The sequence below is a fragment of the Nocardia sp. NPDC052112 genome, assembly GCF_040680135.1.
Taxonomy (GTDB): Bacteria; Actinomycetota; Actinomycetes; order Mycobacteriales; family Mycobacteriaceae; genus Nocardia.
On sequence record NZ_JBFAWD010000027.1, the window covers coordinates 95,187 to 112,057 of the forward strand.

A 16,871-nucleotide genomic window follows, 5' to 3' on the forward strand; every position below is an offset into this window, starting at 1 on the left:
ATTACAGGGTAGGTGAGCTCCTTCATGTTTCGGGTGGTTGCACAACGTCGGCATGAGGAAGCGGTGCTCGAGTGACGCGCCAAGCCCGGGTGCGACCGGCACGGACACGGGGACAGCGCACGCGCGTCATCACCCTGCCGCAGTTGCTGGCGGCCGCCGTCGAGGCGAATCCCGGCGGCCTCGCCGTCGTATTCGCCGATGCCGATACCACTTCCGGCGAGCTGACCTACGCCGAGTTGGATGAGCGTTCGACCAGGCTGGCGCGCCTGCTCATCGAGCGTGGTGTCGGACCGGAGGATCTGGTCGCGGTGGCCGTTCCCCGGTCGGTGGATTCGGTGCTCGCGGTGTGGGCGGTGGCCAAGACCGGCGCCGGATTCGTGCCGGTGGATCCGCACTATCCGGCGGATCGGGTCGCGCATATGCTGACCGACTCCGGTGTGAGCTTCGGCCTGACCGTCAGCGTGGTCCGCCGCGACCTGCCCGATTATGCGGAATGGCTATCGCTCGATGACCCGATCACCGCGCAACTGCTACAGCAGTATCCGGCGGACCGCGTGACCAATCAGGATCGGGTGCGACCATTGCACGGCGCACATCCGGCCTACGTCATCTACACCTCGGGCTCGACCGGCGTCCCCAAGGGCGTAGTGGTCACCCACCAGGGATTATCCGGTTTCTGCGATGAGCAGCGGACCCGATACCGGGTGACAAGCGCCGCCCGGACACTGCATTTCGCCTCGCCCTCGTTCGACGCGTCGGTGCTGGAACTGCTGTTGGCATTGGGCGGTGCGGCCACCATGGTGGTGGTATCGCCGACCGTCTACGGCGGTGCGGAACTGGCCGCGGTGCTGCGGCGCGAGCGGGTGACCCACGCCTTCGTGACCCCCGCGGCACTGGCCTCGGTGGAGCCCGCCGGACTCGACGAACTGCGGGTCGTGGTGACCGGTGGTGAGGCCTGCCCGCCGCAGTTGGTGCGGCGCTGGGTATTACCGATCGCGGGTGGGCTGCTGCGCGAATTCTTCGACGCCTACGGTCCGACCGAGGCCACCATCGCCACCAACATCACCGCGCCGATGGTGCCGTGGGAACCGGTGACCCTCGGTCCGCCGATCCACGGCATCGCCGCATATGTGCTCAACGATCGGCTGGCGCCGGTGCCGAACCGGGTGGTCGGCGAACTGTATGTCGCCGGTGCGCAACTGGCGCGCGGTTACCTGGGCCAACAGGCGCTCACCGCGACCCGATTCGTGGCCAACCCGTTCGAACCGGGCACCCGGCTCTACCGCACCGGCGATCTGGTGCGCTGGACCGCGACCGGCGAACTGGAGTTCCTCGGCCGCAATGACTCCCAGGTGAAGATCCGCGGCTTCCGCATCGAACTCACCGAAATCGACGCGGTACTCGGCGCATATGATCGCGTGGATTTCGCGGTCACCGTCGGGCACGAACTCGACAGCGGAAGCACCGTACTGGCCTCGTATGTGCACCCCGTCGACGGCTGGACCGTCGATGTGGTGGAGCTGAAGGCCCTGGTAGAGCGGAAATTGCCGGCCCACATGGTGCCCGCGAGCATTACGGTGCTCGACAAGGTGCCGCTGACACCTATGGGCAAACTGGACCGCAGGGCGCTGCCCGCGCCGGTCTTGGCGGCCAAGGTATTCCGCGCACCCGCGACGCCGGTCGAGGAGATCGTCGCGGGCACCTTCGGTGACGTGCTCGGTGTCGCGCGCGTCGGCCTGGACGACGACTTCTTCGAACTCGGCGGCAACTCGCTGCTGGCCACCCGGGTGACCGCACGGCTGGATGCCGCGTTGGATACCCAGCTGGCGGTCCGCGATCTGTTCCACGCCTCGACGGTCGCCGCCTTCACCGCCGTGGTCGAACGCACCGCGGGATCCGGCCGGAGTCGGCCGCGGCTGGTCGCGGGGGAGCGGCCCGAGTTCATTCCGCTGTCGCTGGCGCAGCAGCGATATTGGTTTCTCAACCAGTTCGATACCGAAACGTCGGCGGTGGACAATATCCCGCTCGCCGTGCGGCTCACCGGTGACCTGGATGCGACGGCGCTCGGACTGGCCATCGGCGATGTGCTGTCCCGACACGAGGTACTGCGGACCACCTATCCCAGCACCGGCGGGCGGCCGCATCAGATCATCCATCCGGTGCCGGAGACGCGGTTCGCCATGGTGCCGGTCGAGGTGACCGAGGACGAACTGGTACGCCGGATCATGGAATTCGCCGTGCTGACCTTCGATGTCACGGTCGAGGTTCCGGTCGCGGTCGCGCTGCTGCGCCTGGCGCCGGACGAACATGTGATCGCCTTGACCGTGCACCACGTCGCGGCCGACGGCGCATCGATGGGCCCACTCGCCCGCGATCTCATGGTCGCGTATGCCGCGCGGATGCACGGGCAGGCGCCGCAGTGGCAGCCGCTGTCGGTGCAGTACGCCGACTACGCGCTGTGGGAGCGCGAGGTTCTCGGCGACGAGAACGATCCGGAATCGCCCGCCGCACGGCAGATCGCCTACTGGCGGCGGACCTTGGCACAGTTGCCGGACCAGTTGGAGCTGCCGACCGATCGTCCGCGCCCACCGGCCCAGTCATTCCAGGGCAGATCGGTGCGGTTCGAGATCTCGGCGGATCGGCACGCGCGACTGCATGCGCTGGCGCGGGCCCATCACGCCTCGCTGTTCATGGTCGTGCACGCGGCGCTCGCGGTGCTGTTGGCACGACTGTCGGGCACCGACGACATCGCGGTCGGCACGCCCATCGCCGGTCGGGGTGAGCGCGAACTCGACGATCTGATCGGCATGTTCGTCAACACGCTGGTGTTCCGGACGCGGGTGCGTCCGGGTGACACCTTCGCCGCCCTGCTCGCCGATGTGCGCGAACGCGATCTCGAGGCCTTCGCCAATGCCGATGTGCCCTTCGAGCGCATCGTCGAGGCGCTGAATCCGGTTCGCTCGATCGCCCGCAATCCGCTGTTCCAGGTGGGCCTTTCCTTCCAGAACCTGGCCGAAACCACCTTGGAGCTGCCCGGACTTTCGGTCACCACGGTCGATGTCGAGCTGCAGTTGGCCAAGACGGATCTGCACGTCTCACTGGCCGACCACTACACCGAGGACGGCGCGCCCGCCGGGATGGTGGCCGACTTCGGCTATGCCACCGACCTGTTCGACGAGACGACGGTCTCGAACTTCGCCGACCGGTTCGTCCGGGTGCTCGATGCCGTGCTCGCCGATGTGTCGGTGCGGGTCGGCGAGATCGAGCTGCTGACCGGTGCCGAGCGTGCGCGGATGCTGGCGGACTGGAACGACACCGCGCACCCGATCGATGCGACGGCGACCCTGGTGTCGCTGCTGGATGCGACGGTGGCCGCCGCGCCGGATGCGGTGGCCGTGGTCGCCGATCAGCCGGGGCACAAGCTCAGCTACGGCGAACTCGATGCCCGGGTGAACCGGTTGGCGCGGTATCTGATCGAGCGCGGTGTGCGCCCGGAGGATCGGGTGGCACTCGGCATCCGCCGGTCCGTCGATCTGATCGTCGCCATGTACGCGGTGGCGAAATCCGGTGCGGCGTATGTCCCCATCGATCCGGATCAGCCCACCGAACGCGTCGAGCACATCCTGCGGGCCGCGCGACCGGTCTGCCTGCTCAGCTCCGTACCCGACGGCTTCCATACCGACGCCGTCGATTCCGTGACGATCGATGAGCTCGACCTGTCGCACTACTCGGATGCCCCGCTCACCGCGCACGAACGCCGCGGCGCGCTGCTGCCGGGCAATACCGCGTACGTGATCTACACGTCGGGTTCGACCGGGCAGCCGAAGGGGGTGGCGGTTCCGCACGGCGCGATCGTCAACCAATTGCTCTGGGAGACGGCCGAATTCGGTCTCGGCGCCGATGATGTGGTGCTGCTGAAGACGGTGGCCACCTTCGACCTGTCGGTCTGGGAGTTCTGGACGGCGGCGGTATGCGGTGGCACGGTGGTCATCGCCGCGCCGGATGGTCATCGGGATCCGGCCTATCTGAACGAATTGATGGCACGCGAGTCGGTGACGACCCTGCACGCCGTGCCGTCGATGCTGGACGCCCTGTCGACGGGCCGGCTGTCCCGATCGCTACGCCGGGTTCTGGCCATCGGTGAGACGCTACCGGCCAGCACCGCACAGCGATTCCGCCAGGACAACGGCGCGCAACTGTCCAATCTGTACGGCCCGACGGAGGCCGCGGTCTCGATCACCAGCCATCGGGTGACCGAGGCCGACACGCACTCGGTGCCGATCGGTACGCCGGAGTGGAACAGTCATGTCTACGTACTGGATTCACGCCTGCGACCGGTGCCCGTCGGCGTATCCGGCGAGTTGTACTTGGCCGGTGCGCAATTGGCGCGCGGCTACTTCGAGCGGGCCGATCTCACCGCGGAGCGGTTCGTGGCCAGTCCCTTCGAACCGGGCGCTCGCATGTACCGCACCGGCGACCTGGTGTCCTGGAACGGGCACGGCGAATTGGAATACCACGGCCGCACCGATTTCCAGGTGAAGATTCGCGGCTTCCGCATCGAACCCGGCGAGATCGAGACCGCGCTGCTCGCCCGGCCCGAGCTCGCGCAGGCCGCGGTGGGAGTCAAATCCGATGCGCGGATGGGTGATCGGCTGGTGGCGTACGTCGTACCGGCCGATGCGGCGATCCCGGTGGTCGCGGCCGAACTGAAGGCGGCGCTGGCCGCCGTGCTGCCGTCGTACATGATGCCCAACGCATTCGTCACACTGACGGCCTTGCCGCGCAATGCGCACGGCAAGCTGGATCGCGCCGCGCTGCCCGATCCGGCATTCGAGACCCAGGCGTACCGCGCGCCCGCGACACCGGTCGAGGAAATCGTGGCCGGTGTCTACGGCGATGTGGTCGGTGCGGCGCGCGTCGGCCGCGATGACGATTTCTTTGCCTTGGGCGGTAATTCGCTGCTTGCCACGCAGGTGGCGGCCCGGATCGGCGACGCACTGGACACCAAGGTGCTGGTGCGCTCGATCTTCGAGACACCGACCGTGGCCGGACTCGCCGCCCAGGTCGAAACCCATGCCGGTTCCGGTCGGCAACAGCCGCTGGTGGCCGGGCTGCGGCCGGAGCAGATCCCGCTGTCGCTGGCGCAGTTGCGGATGTGGTTCATCAACCAGTTCGACCCCGGCTCGGCGGTCTATCACATTCCGGTGGCGATCCGGCTCTCCGGCGAACTCGACGTCGTCGCACTGGGTTCGGCGGTCGCGGACATGGTGGCGCGGCACGAGGTGCTGCGCACCGTCTACCCGCAGACCGCCGACGGACCGGTGCAGGAGGTGCTCGCACCCAACGAAGTGCCGATCGATCTGGTCCCGATTCCGATCGCGGAATCGGCCGCGCTGGAGCAAGTGCGGCAGATCGTCGCTGCGGGCTTCGATGTCACCGCCGAGGTGCCCTTCCGCGCCACGCTGTTCCGGCTCGATAGCGGTGAGCACATCCTGGTGTTCGTCGCCCATCACATCGGCGCCGACGGCTGGTCGATGACGCCGCTGGTCCGCGACGTCATGCTGGCCTACTCGGCCCGCAGCGCGGGTGAACTGCCCGGGTGGGCGCCGCTGCCGGTGCAGTACGCGGATTTCAGTGTCTGGCAACGCACTGTGCTCGGCTCCGAGGACGATCCGGAGAGTCTGATCTCGGCCCAGGCCGACTACTGGCGGACCGCGCTCGCCGACCTGCCCGATGAACTGAACCTGCCCGCCGACCGGCCGCGCCCGGCGCTGCGGACATTCACCGGCGGGCGCACCGAATTCGAGATCGACCCGCTGGTGCACACCGGTCTGGTGCGCCTGGCCCGCCGACACAACGTCACCATGTTCATGGTGGTGCACGCCGCGCTGTCGGTGTTCCTGGCGCGTATGTCCGGCACCGACGATATCGCCATCGGCACCCCGGTGGCCGGTCGCGGCGCGGCCGAACTCGACGACATGATCGGCATGTTCGTCAATACGCTGGTGCTGCGGCTGCGGGTACCCGACGATCGCAGTTTCGGCGACTTGCTCGCCCAGGCCAAAGACATCGACCTACAGGCCTTTTCGCATGCGGACCTGCCATTCGAGCGGTTGGTCGAACTGCTGAATCCGCCGCGCTCGACCGCACGGCACCCGCTGTTCCAGGTGTCGATGTCGTATCTGAACCTGCCTGCCAGCACCTTCGAACTGCCCGGATTGCACGCGAAGACCTTCGATTTCGCCGTCGACACCGCGAAATTCGATCTTTCGCTGGCCATGTGGGCGCCGGGTACCGCCGAGGACAGCCTGCGCGGCGAGTTCAATTTCGCGCGGGATCTGTTCGACGACAAGACGATCGAGATGTTCGCCGCCCGGTTCACCCGGCTGCTGACCGAAATCGTCGCCCGGCCGGACGCGGCGATCGGCGATCTGTCGCTGCTCGGCGCGGCCGAAGAACAGGCTCTGACACCGGTGCGCCGCGGTGCGACGCCCGCCGTCCGGCTGCTGCCGGACCTGTTGACCAGCGCGGTCAGCGTCGATCCCGAACATGTCGCGGTGCGGACCGCCGGTCGCTCGATCTCCTACCGTGAACTGGACGAATACTCGTCGCGGCTGGCTCGGGTCCTGATCGATCGCGGTGTCGGACCCGAGACCCTTGTCGCACTTGCCTTCCCGCGTTCCCTGGAGATGGTCGCCGCCTTCTGGGCGGTCGCCAAGGCCGGTGGCGCGCACGTGCCGATCGACCCGAGCTATCCGGCGGACCGGATCCGGCACATGGTGATCGATTCCGGTGCCGTCCTCGGCATCACCACCTCTACTTACACCGAGCGGCTGCCCGCCGACTCGACCGAAACCAGTTGGCTACAGCTCGACGATCCCGCGATCCACACCGCCGTGGCCGGGAAGTCGCCGTCGCCGATCACCGATGCCGAGCGGCTGGCGACGCTGCTGCCGCAGCATCCGGCGTACGTGATCTACACCTCCGGCTCGACGGGCACACCCAAGGGCGTCACCGTCAGCCAGGTCGGCGTCGGCGGTGCCGTCGAGAACGCCACCGCCGTATTCCAACTCGGTCCACAGCATCGGTTCCTACACCTGTGCTCGCCGAGCTTCGATCCGTCGATTCTGGAGTGGCTGTGCACCTTCCGCAACGGCGCGACGCTGGTCATCGTGCCGTCCACCATCCTCGGCGGACCGGATCTGGCCGCGCTGCTGCGCACCGAGCGGGTCACGCACGCGATCTTCACCCCCGCCGTGCTCGGCACCGTCGATCCGGCCGGACTGGACGAATTCCGATTCCTGTGCTGCGGTGGCGATTCCACCTCGCCGGAGTTGGTCGCCAAATGGCAACCGGGACGGCACTTCATCAACGGCTACGGCCCGACCGAGGCCACGGTGGCCGCGTCCTGGAGCGAGATGATCGCCGGACAGCGCATCACCATCGGCGCCCCGGTGCCGGGAACGCCGATGGTGGTACTGGATTCGCGGCTACGGCCGGTGCCGCCGGGGGCGGTCGGTGAGCTGTATCTCGGGGGCACCGCGCTGGCGCGCGGCTATCACAACCGTCCGACGCTGACCGCCGAACGCTTCGTCGCCGACCCGTGGGGTCCGCCCGGCGCACGGCTGTATCGCACCGGTGATCTGGTGCGCTGGGTCGGCGAGGCGGGCGAGTGGGAACTCGAATACATCGGTCGCACGGACTTCCAGCTCAAGATCCGGGGTCTGCGCATCGAACTCGGCGAGATCGATGCGGTGTTCGGCGGCCACGACGATGTCGAGTTCGCCGTCACGATCGGTCGGGAAGCCCCGACGGGTGACAAGATGCTCGTCACCTATGTGCTTCCGGTGGCGGGGCGCTCGATCGATACCGGTGCGCTCAGCGAATTCGCGGCGCACAGCCTGCCGCGGCATATGGTGCCGTCGGCGGTGGTGGTACTCGACGAGGTGCCGGTGACCCCGGTCGGCAAGCTCGATCGCGCGGCGCTGCCCGCACCCGAGTTCGCCCCGCGCCCCTATCTCGCGCCGTCGACCGCGCAGGAACAGGCCGTCGCCGATGTCTACGCCGACGTATTGGATCTCCAAAGATCGGGCATCGACCGCGTCGGCTCCGATGACGATTTCTTCGCACTCGGCGGCAGTTCGCTGGCCGCCATGCGCGCGGTGCACAAGCTGCGCGAGCTGACCGGTATCGCCGTGCAGGTGCAGTGGTTCTTCACCGATCCGACCGTCGCTGCGCTGACCCAGCGCATCATAGCCGCCGACGAAACCGAGGCCTACGAATACGGATTGGACGCCGAGGCCGCGCTCGATGTGCTGCTGCCGATCCGGCACGGCAGCGGTGCGGCGCTGTTCTGCATCCATCCGATGGCCGGCTTGTCCTGGTGCTATACGGGTCTGGCGCAGTACCTGCCCGCCGACCGCCCGATCTTCGGTGTGCAATCGCCCGCGCTGTCCGAATCGGACTTCCTACCGGATTCGCTGGACGCCATGGCGCGGCGCTATGTCGAGGAGATCCGCGCGGTCCAACCCGAGGGGCCGTACCGGCTGCTCGGGTGGTCGCTCGGTGGTGCGCTGGCGCATGCGGTCGCGGTCGAATTGCAGTCCGCGGGTGCCGAAGTCGCCCTGCTCGCCATGTTGGACAGCCGCACCGGCGGCAATATCGCCGACTTCTGGGGAGAGCTGCGCTCGGCCTTCGCCGAACTCGGCATCGGACCGGATATGTTGGGCGACACCAATATCCGAAACCTCACCGAAGAGGCGCTCGCGATACTGTACGCCAACATCCCACCGGAACTGGCGCTGCTGACCCCGGGACGCCTGCGCCAGAGCTACCGTGGCGCGGTGCGTTCGGTGGAGCTCGGAATCAACCATCAGCACAAGGTTTTCCACGGCACGCTCGACTTCTTCAGCGCCACCGGCCACACCGCCGAATCCCGGGCCTGGCGGCCGTATGTCGACGGCACGATCAACGAGCATCCGGTCGAGGCGACCCATGAACTGATGACCTCACCGGCGGCCTTCGCCGAAATCGGACCGGTGCTGGCGTCACTGCTCGCGGAGCAGCCCGAGCCCGCCGACGAGCCGGCCATGGCACCGACCGAAGCCGAGACATTGCCGCCGGTCGGATACGAGTATCCGGCACCGGAGGGATATCAATACGCGGCACCGCTGGAGGATCCGGCCGCCTTCGAACATGATTACCCGACATCGGTCCTGGTCCCGATACATATCGATAGCCCGGCGCCGACCGAGGACACGGCATCGGCCGATGACCTGCCGCCCACGGTCGAGGCCCCGGCACTGGAACTCGACGACGATGAATTCGAGATCGCCCACCAACCCGAGCGCGTCCCGTTCGCGGTCATCCACGACGACCCGATCGAATTCGCCGTCCCGCACCGCCCCGACGAACCCGACGACGCCGCTATCCCGCTCTCGCTGACCCCGAATGCCGTGCGGCTGTTGGATTTCGGTGTCGAATTGCGCGTGGTCACCCTCGAGATCCCGTCGAATTTCTCACCGGAAGCGGTGCAATTCGCCGTCGATACGGTGCTCGAACAACATCCGATGCTGTGGGTCCGCCTGCACCGTGCCGGTGCGGGCACCGATCCGGTGTTCGAGATCCCGGCCGAGGCACAGCGTCTCGACGAGGCCTTCCTCAGCCTGGAATACGGCGCCGATCAGACAGCGCCGCCGGTCGACGATGTGGTGCGCGCGGTCGCCACCGAACTCGATCCGGCACAGGGCCGGAATATCCGCTTCGTCCTGGTCGGCGGTCGTGAGGTGCCATCGACCATGGTCATCGTCGCCAATGGCCTCGTCGTGGACGACACCTCCTGGCGCACCATCGTCGACAAACTGTCACTGGCCTGGTCGCGCGGCAGGCACCGCACGCCCGCCGTCCCGGAGGCCGGACTGTCCGCCTTGCTCGGGGTGCTGTCCGAGGGTGCCAGCGGCCCGGCGGCAATCGAGGAAGTGGCGTGGTGGCACCACACGCTGAGCGCGGTCCCCGCCGCCAAGGCCGGTGCCACCAACGAGAACCTGCACGCGCGGCGCCGGGTCTCGCTGACCATCACCACCGAGGGCACCGCCGCGGTCGTCGCCGCGGCCGCCGCACACGGTGCCAGCGTCGACGAAGTGCTGCTCACCGCTCTCGCCATCGCGCAGATCACCGCCGCGGGCGAAACCGTCGCCGAAGCCATCGGCCCGGTGATCCGGCTGCACGCCGACAGCCGGGTGATGGCCGAGACCGATAGCCTCGTGGGCGCCTTCACCACCGACTATCCGCTCCCGCTGCAACTGGAGGGACTGAACATCCAGGAGGCGCTGGTCGGCGGGCGCGCCGCGGGCGTCGCGATCGAGCAGGTCAAGCGGATCGCCGGCGCCGTTCCTTCCTATGGGGTCGGCTACGGCCTGCTGCGCTATCTCAATCCGGATACCGCTACCGCCCTGACCGCACTCCCCACCGGCCGGTGCGCGCTGCGCTATCGAGATCTGCGCCCGGCGCGCGTGCACACCGACGCACCGGCCACGGATCTGCTGCTCGATATCACCGCCGACGCCACCGCCGACGGCCTGCTCGTGCGCTTCGACTACGCGGCCGAGGTATTCGGTGGTGACGAGGTCAAGACCTTCGCCGAACACTGGATCCGGGCCCTCGGCGGGCTGGCCGAACACGGTCAGCAGGTGCGCGTGCGTTGATCATCGATAGCGTCGCGAATTCCGGGGCGACCGTGATCACAGTCCGGTCGCTCAGGCATGATGGAGCAACATTGCGGTAACGATGTCCACTATTGTGACGACAGAATAGGCCGTATGGTCGGCCGCAATACCTGTCCGTGGCCAGGTGAAGCCCCACCCGTAGTCCCGATACGAACTGAAGGTGTGAAATTGATGCGTAGTCTGATCCGGCGTCGCGGCACACGTGCGGCGGCGATAATGGCGGCAACCGCGGCATTCGCGGGAGTCATGTCCGGCTTCGGCGCATCTACCGCGACGGCAGATCCGATCATGGATTCGAAGACGCTGCTGGCGAATCCGGTCGCGCCGGACGGCTCGAAGATCACCAAGGCCGAGTACAAGGACGAGCGCAGCCTCCGCCTGCACGTCTACTCCGCGGCCATGGACCGGACCTTCCCGGTCGATGTGCAGCGCCCCGCCGACGCCTCGGTGCCGCGTCCGGTGCTCTACCTGCTCAATGGTGCGGGCGGTGGCGAGGACAGCGCGTCCTGGGTGGCCAAGACCGATGCGCTGAAGTTCCTCGGCGACAAGGACGTCAATGTGGTTCAGCCCATCGGCGGCAAATGGAGCTACTACACCGACTGGATCAAGGACGATCCGGTACTCGGCCGCAACAAGTGGAAGACCTTCTTCACCGAGGAGCTGCCGCCGCTGATCGATGGCGCGCTCGGCACCAACGGCACCAATGCCATCGCCGGCCTGTCCACCTCGGGCACCACCGTGCTCGCACTGCCGATCGCCAAGCCGGGTCTGTACAAGGCCGCCGCGGCCTACAGCGGCTGCGCCCAGACCAGTGATCCGGTCGGCTCGGAATTCGTCAGGCTGACCGTCGAGGTCTGGGGCGGCGGCGATGTCGAGAACATGTGGGGCCCCGTCGGTGGGCCGGACTGGGTGGCGAACGACCCCTATGTGAATGCCGAGGGTCTGCGCGGTACGGATCTCTACATCTCGACCGGCAACGGTCTGCCCGGCCCGTACGACACCCTCAACGGTCAGTACACCCTGCCCGGCCCCGGTGGTCTGGCCAACCAGATCCTGATCGGCGGTGTCATCGAGGCGGGCACCAACTACTGCACCAACAACATGAAGGCGAAGCTGGATTCGCTCGGCATTCCCGCCACCTTCAACTTCCGCCCCAATGGCACCCACTCCTGGGGCTACTGGAACGACGAACTGCACGCCTCCTGGCCGACCCTCGCCAAGGGCCTCGGCCTCTGAGCGACACCTGACAGTCACCAGGGCTCCGATCCTTGCGATCGGGGCCCTGGTGCTTTTTGTGGCACCAAGTCAGTCGTCTCGGTCCGCCCGCCATAGCTGAGAATCGGGCACCGCCGCAGTAGGCTGCGTTCCTACCGACCGCCCTGCTGTGCGCTATCGCACAATCAGGGCGGTCTGTTTTTCATAGATGGGGCTAAACAAAAAGTTCGGGAGTCCGTAAAATTCTGTTCTATGAGTACAACCCTGGTCGAGTCGGCGCGGAACGCGACGACCCGGGCGAGATCTGTCAGTGTCTTGCTCGGCCCGGCCTTCGTAGCGGCCATCGCCTATGTCGATCCCGGCAATGTGGCTTCGAATATCAGCGCGGGCGCCCAGTTCGGCTACCTGCTCGTGTGGGTCATCGTGATGGCCAACGTGATGGCCGGACTGGTGCAGTTCCTCTCCGCGAAGCTGGGGTTGGTCACCGGGATGTCGCTACCGGAGGCGGTGCGGTCCAAGTCGAGTCGTCCGGTGCGCCTTGCCTATTGGGTGCAGGCGGAGACCGTCGCGATGGCCACCGACCTGGCCGAGGTGGTCGGCGGCGCCATCGCACTGAAGCTGTTGTTCGATCTGCCGCTGCTGGTGGGCGGGCTGATCACCGGTGTGGTCTCGATGGTGCTGCTGCTGGTGCAGAACCACCGCGGGCAGAAGCCGTTCGAACGGGTCATCACCGGTCTGCTCGCGGTCATCGCCATCGGATTCCTGGCCAGCGTGGTGATTTCGCCGCCATCGGTCTCCGGCACCGTCGGTGGTCTGCTGCCGCGTTTCCAGGGCACCGAGAGCGTGCTGCTCGCGGCGGCCATGATCGGTGCGACAGTCATGCCGCACGCGGTGTACCTGCATTCCGGACTGGCCCGCGATCGCCACGGTCAGCCCGAGGTCGGTCCGCTGCGGACCCGGCTGCTGCGAGTCACCAGATACGACGTCGGACTCGCCATGGTGCTCGCGGGCACGGTCAATCTGGCCATGCTGCTGATGGCCGCGAATACCCTGCGCGGCCGGGAGAATGTCGACACCCTCGAGGGCGCGCACGCCGCTGTCGGCGATGCGCTCGGCCCGGTCGCCGCGCTGCTGCTGGCGATCGGCCTGCTGGCATCCGGTCTGGCATCGACATCGGTCGGCGCGTACGCCGGGGCGATGATCATGGAGGGGCTGCTGCATCGCAAGATTCCGCTCCTGGTCCGGCGGCTGGTCACCCTGATTCCGGCCATCCTGATCCTCGCCGCCGGCATCGATCCCACTCGCGCGCTGATCATTTCGCAGGTGGTGCTGTCGTTCGGCATCCCCTTCGCCCTGATCCCCCTGGTCCGCTTCACCAGCGACCGCATGCTGATGGGCGCCGATGTCAACCATCGCGTGACCACCAGCTTGGCCTGGCTCGTCGCCATCATCATCAGCCTGCTGAACGTGGCTCTGATCTACCTGACGGTCACGGGCAGCTAGCCGAACATGCCGCGCTGGTGATCAAACCCAGTTCTCGATCCAGTATTTCCAGATCAGCGGGGCGTAGGCGGCCAGGGGCGGCACCTTGATATCGGTGCCCGCGAGGGCCGCGGTGGCATTGCGGCAGTCGAACCAGCAGCTGAATTCGCTGTGCTCCAGCACATTCTGGGGTACGCCGACGCGGGGCAGCAGCCAGCTCGTGCCGGGGACCCGCAGCATCATTTCGAGGGTGCGCTTGGGCATCACCTCCACCAGATGTGGCGCGCCGGCCTCGTCGGCGAACAGATTGAGCGCCTCGGCCGCGCGCTGTCGGCGCGGATCCACCAGGTGGTAGGTGGTGGCATTCGAATCGCGGCGGTGCGCGATATGGGCCAGGGCGCGAGCCACGAAATCGACCGGGACCATATTGGTTTCGCCCAGTTTCGGCACCAGCACCGGCAGAATCCTGGGCAGCTGCGCGGCCATCCGCAGTAGCCGGAAGAAGTAGTAGGGCCCCTCGATTCGATCGATCTCACCGGTGCGCGAATGCCCGATCACGATCGATGGCCGATAGATTCGCCACTGCGAACCGGATTCGCGCACGATCTTCTCGGCCTCGTATTTTGCCCGCTGCATGGGCGAACTCAGTATCTGCCCCGCGTCGAACATGTCCTCGGTGAACACACCGCCGAACCCGCCCGCCACATCCACCGTCGAGACATGATGCAGCAGAGTGGCTTTCAATCGCGCCGTGACATCGACGACATGTCTGGTCGCGCCGCGTTCGACGAGGTCATAGCTCGACGCCAAATGGAAGATGTGGTCGATCGAGCCCCGATGTTCGGCAATCCAGGCCGGATCGATACCGAGACCGGGCGCGCCCATATCCCCGCGCACCGCCCGTACCCGCTCGCCACCCATCCACTCCCGAGCGCAGCAGGTATACCGGTCCGCCGAATCAACTCCCGGCCGGACCAGCACATGAATATCCCCCTCTCGTTTCAGCAGCTCGGGAATGAGAAACCGACCGATAAACCCAGTTGCTCCGGTAACCAGGTAAGCCATAGCCGATCAACATAGTCCCTCGTGTGGACGCGCTTGTGTCCGGGATCACGCTCCGCCGCGATCAGTCCGCGAAGACCGGCTTGCGCTTGGTGAGCATGGCGGTGGCGCCTTCGAAGAAGTCGGGGGATTGGAGGAGTTCGCTCTGACCGGTCTTCTCGGCGGCGAGGGCGGCGTCCAGTGCCGAGAGGGTTGCGGCGTTGAGTGCCTTCTTGGTGAGTTCGAGTGCGCGGCGTGGGCCCGCGGCGATCTTGGCGGCCGCCGCCTCGACCTTGGCATCGAGTTCGTCCCCCGCAACCACGGCGGTGAACAGCCCGGCCGCCTTGGCCGCGGGCGCGGGGAGCCGTTCGCCGAGCAGAGCCATTTCGGCGGCCAGTGGTCGCCCGGCCGCGGCGGCGACCATGGCGGCCGCACCGCCGTCGGGCATCAACCCGATATTGATGAAGGCGAGCAGCAGGTAGGAATCCTCGGCGGCATAGACCAGATCGGCGGCCAGTGCGATGCCGACGCCGACGCCCGCGGCCGCGCCCTCGACCCGCGCGATGACCGGAATCGGTGCGTCCACAATGGCTTTCACCAGTCGGTTGGCCGCGTCCATCACCATGTCCGAGGTGATCCCGCGCTGCGCCTCGGCGGCTGATGCGGCAAGATCGGCGCCGGTGCAGAAGTCGCCGCCCTCGCCGGTCAGTACGATCACCCGCACCGAGTGGTCCTGTGCGGCGGCCAGGAAGGCGTCACCGAGTGCGACCATGGTGTCGTAGTCGACGGCGTTCTTGCGTTTGGGGTTGGTGAGGGTGACCCGGAGCACCTTGCCGTCGTGGACGGCGCTGAAACCCACGGGTGTGGTCGCGGAATCGGGGTTCGGCATTTGATGCTCCTGATGTGGAATTCGGCGGGGCCATTCCCATGAATGGTGGTTAACTTTGCGAATTGTGGTTAACTTAGGATGATTTGTCCGGCGCTGTCAACCAGCGGCGCCGTCCTGGAACGGAGAGGTACATGGTCGCGGATCGCAGCGAGGTCGGCATCGCTGGCGATCGCGCGCGGGTCGCTCGAAACGACACTGCTTCCGCGCGGCCTGACGCGGGTGGGAGCAGGACGGGTGCCGAGCCGGCCCAGTCGGTGCGGCGGCGCCCGAAGGATCGCAAGGTCCAGATCATCCGGGCCGCCGCGCGCGCGTTCAGTGAGCGCGGGTATTACCCGGTCGGCGTCGACGAGATCGCCGCGGAGGTGGGAATCTCGGGGCCCGCGCTGTATCGCCACTTCGCGAACAAGTACGCGCTGCTGGTTGCGGCCGCCGAAGAAGGCGCACTGCATCTGCTGAAGGTCGCGCGGGCCGCGGACGACCCGGATCTGGGGCCGGAAGCCAGGCTGGACGCCCTGATCAAGGCGATCAGCGAGCACACCATCGATATCCGCCGCGAGGCCGGACTGTACCGCTGGGAGCGGCGCTATCTCGAGGCCGACGACCGCGCCCGGATCCGGAAGGTCTACGACGCGCTCAACGCGACGCTGGCCGAACCGATCGGACTGCTGCGTCCCACCGCTCCACCCGCCGATGTGGCAATGCTCGCCGCCGGGGTACTCAGTGCCATCGCCAGTATCTCCGCGCATCGCACCGCGCTCGCCACCGCCCGGCTGCTGCCACTGCTGCGCGAGATGAGCTGGTCGATCCTGCGCGCCGAGCTGCCGCCCGCGCCGACCGAGCCCGAACCCGGACCCGCGACCCGCGGGTTGCCGGTCACCTCGAAACGTGAGCAGCTGCTGACCGAGGCGATCCGGATCTTCGGTCGCCAGGGCTATCACGAGGCGAGCATCGAGGAGATCGGCGCGGCCGTCGGCATCAACGCATCCAGCGTCTACCGGTACTTCACCAGCAAGGCCGATCTACTCGCCGCCGCCTTCCACCGCACCGGCGACCGGGTGGCCATCGCGATCACCGAGGCGCTCGCCGAGGCCACCAGCCGTCCGGACGCGGTCCGGCGCATCGCCTACCGCCAGGCCCGCCTCACCTTCTCGATGCCCGAGATCATGCCGGTCTACTACGCCGAATTCGGCAATCTGCCGCAGACCGAACAGCACAAGCTGCGCGCCATCCAGCGCCAGAATGTGCTGGAGTGGGCCAACCTGCTCGACGGCGATCCGGTGGAGGCGCGCTTCCGCGTGCACGCCGCCATCGCTCAGGTGATCGACGTGGGCCGGTTGACCAAATTCGACCCACGCCCCGAACAACTGGCCCGAGTCTGCGCTCTGATGGAGGCGGTGCTGTGTTGAATGGCAGCGCCTTCGGCGCTGCGTGTTCGCGGCCCCCTTCAGTCTCGCGTCCGAGCCGTCGAGACTCGCGACTTCGTCGCATGCGCTTCGACGACTCGAGCGCCGGGCGCACAT

The 16,871-nt window shown here is 67.2% G+C and carries 6 protein-coding genes; 4 read left to right on the plus strand and 2 right to left on the minus strand.

What is annotated here, in order from left to right:
• The first annotated feature begins 71 nt into the window (after positions 1-71).
• The 3 genes from AB0L58_RS35980 to AB0L58_RS35990 all read left to right on the plus strand — a co-directional run bounded on the left by AB0L58_RS35980 (position 72) and on the right by AB0L58_RS35990 (position 13,442).
• Positions 72-10,703, plus strand: coding sequence for an amino acid adenylation domain-containing protein (locus AB0L58_RS35980; RefSeq protein ID WP_364394372.1), 10,632 nt, complete (start codon positions 72-74; stop codon positions 10,701-10,703).
• Positions 10,704-10,970: 267 nt separating this feature from the next.
• A complete protein-coding gene (locus AB0L58_RS35985) occupies positions 10,971-11,960 on the plus strand; it encodes an alpha/beta hydrolase family protein (protein WP_364394391.1) in 990 nt (329 codons plus the stop codon).
• A 231-nt stretch (positions 11,961-12,191) separates the two neighbouring features.
• Complete coding sequence (locus AB0L58_RS35990; RefSeq protein WP_364394374.1) at positions 12,192-13,442, plus strand: Nramp family divalent metal transporter; 1,251 nt, start codon at positions 12,192-12,194, stop codon at positions 13,440-13,442.
• A gap of 21 nt (positions 13,443-13,463) precedes the next feature.
• On the opposite strand, the gene AB0L58_RS35995 is transcribed toward AB0L58_RS35990, so the two are convergent.
• Entirely contained in the window at positions 13,464-14,486 is a 1,023-nt protein-coding gene (locus AB0L58_RS35995) for an SDR family oxidoreductase (protein WP_364394377.1), read from the minus strand.
• A gap of 61 nt (positions 14,487-14,547) precedes the next feature.
• Positions 14,548-15,351 carry an enoyl-CoA hydratase-related protein gene (locus tag AB0L58_RS36000; RefSeq protein WP_364394379.1) on the minus strand — a complete coding sequence of 268 codons (804 nt, stop codon included), beginning with the start codon at positions 15,349-15,351 and terminating at the stop codon, positions 14,548-14,550.
• 131 nt (positions 15,352-15,482) lie between these two features.
• On the opposite strand from AB0L58_RS36000, the gene AB0L58_RS36005 reads away from it, so the two are divergent.
• Positions 15,483-16,757 carry a TetR family transcriptional regulator gene (locus AB0L58_RS36005; RefSeq protein WP_364394381.1) on the plus strand — a complete coding sequence of 425 codons (1,275 nt, stop codon included), beginning with the start codon at positions 15,483-15,485 and terminating at the stop codon, positions 16,755-16,757.
• Positions 16,758-16,871 lie beyond the last annotated feature (114 nt).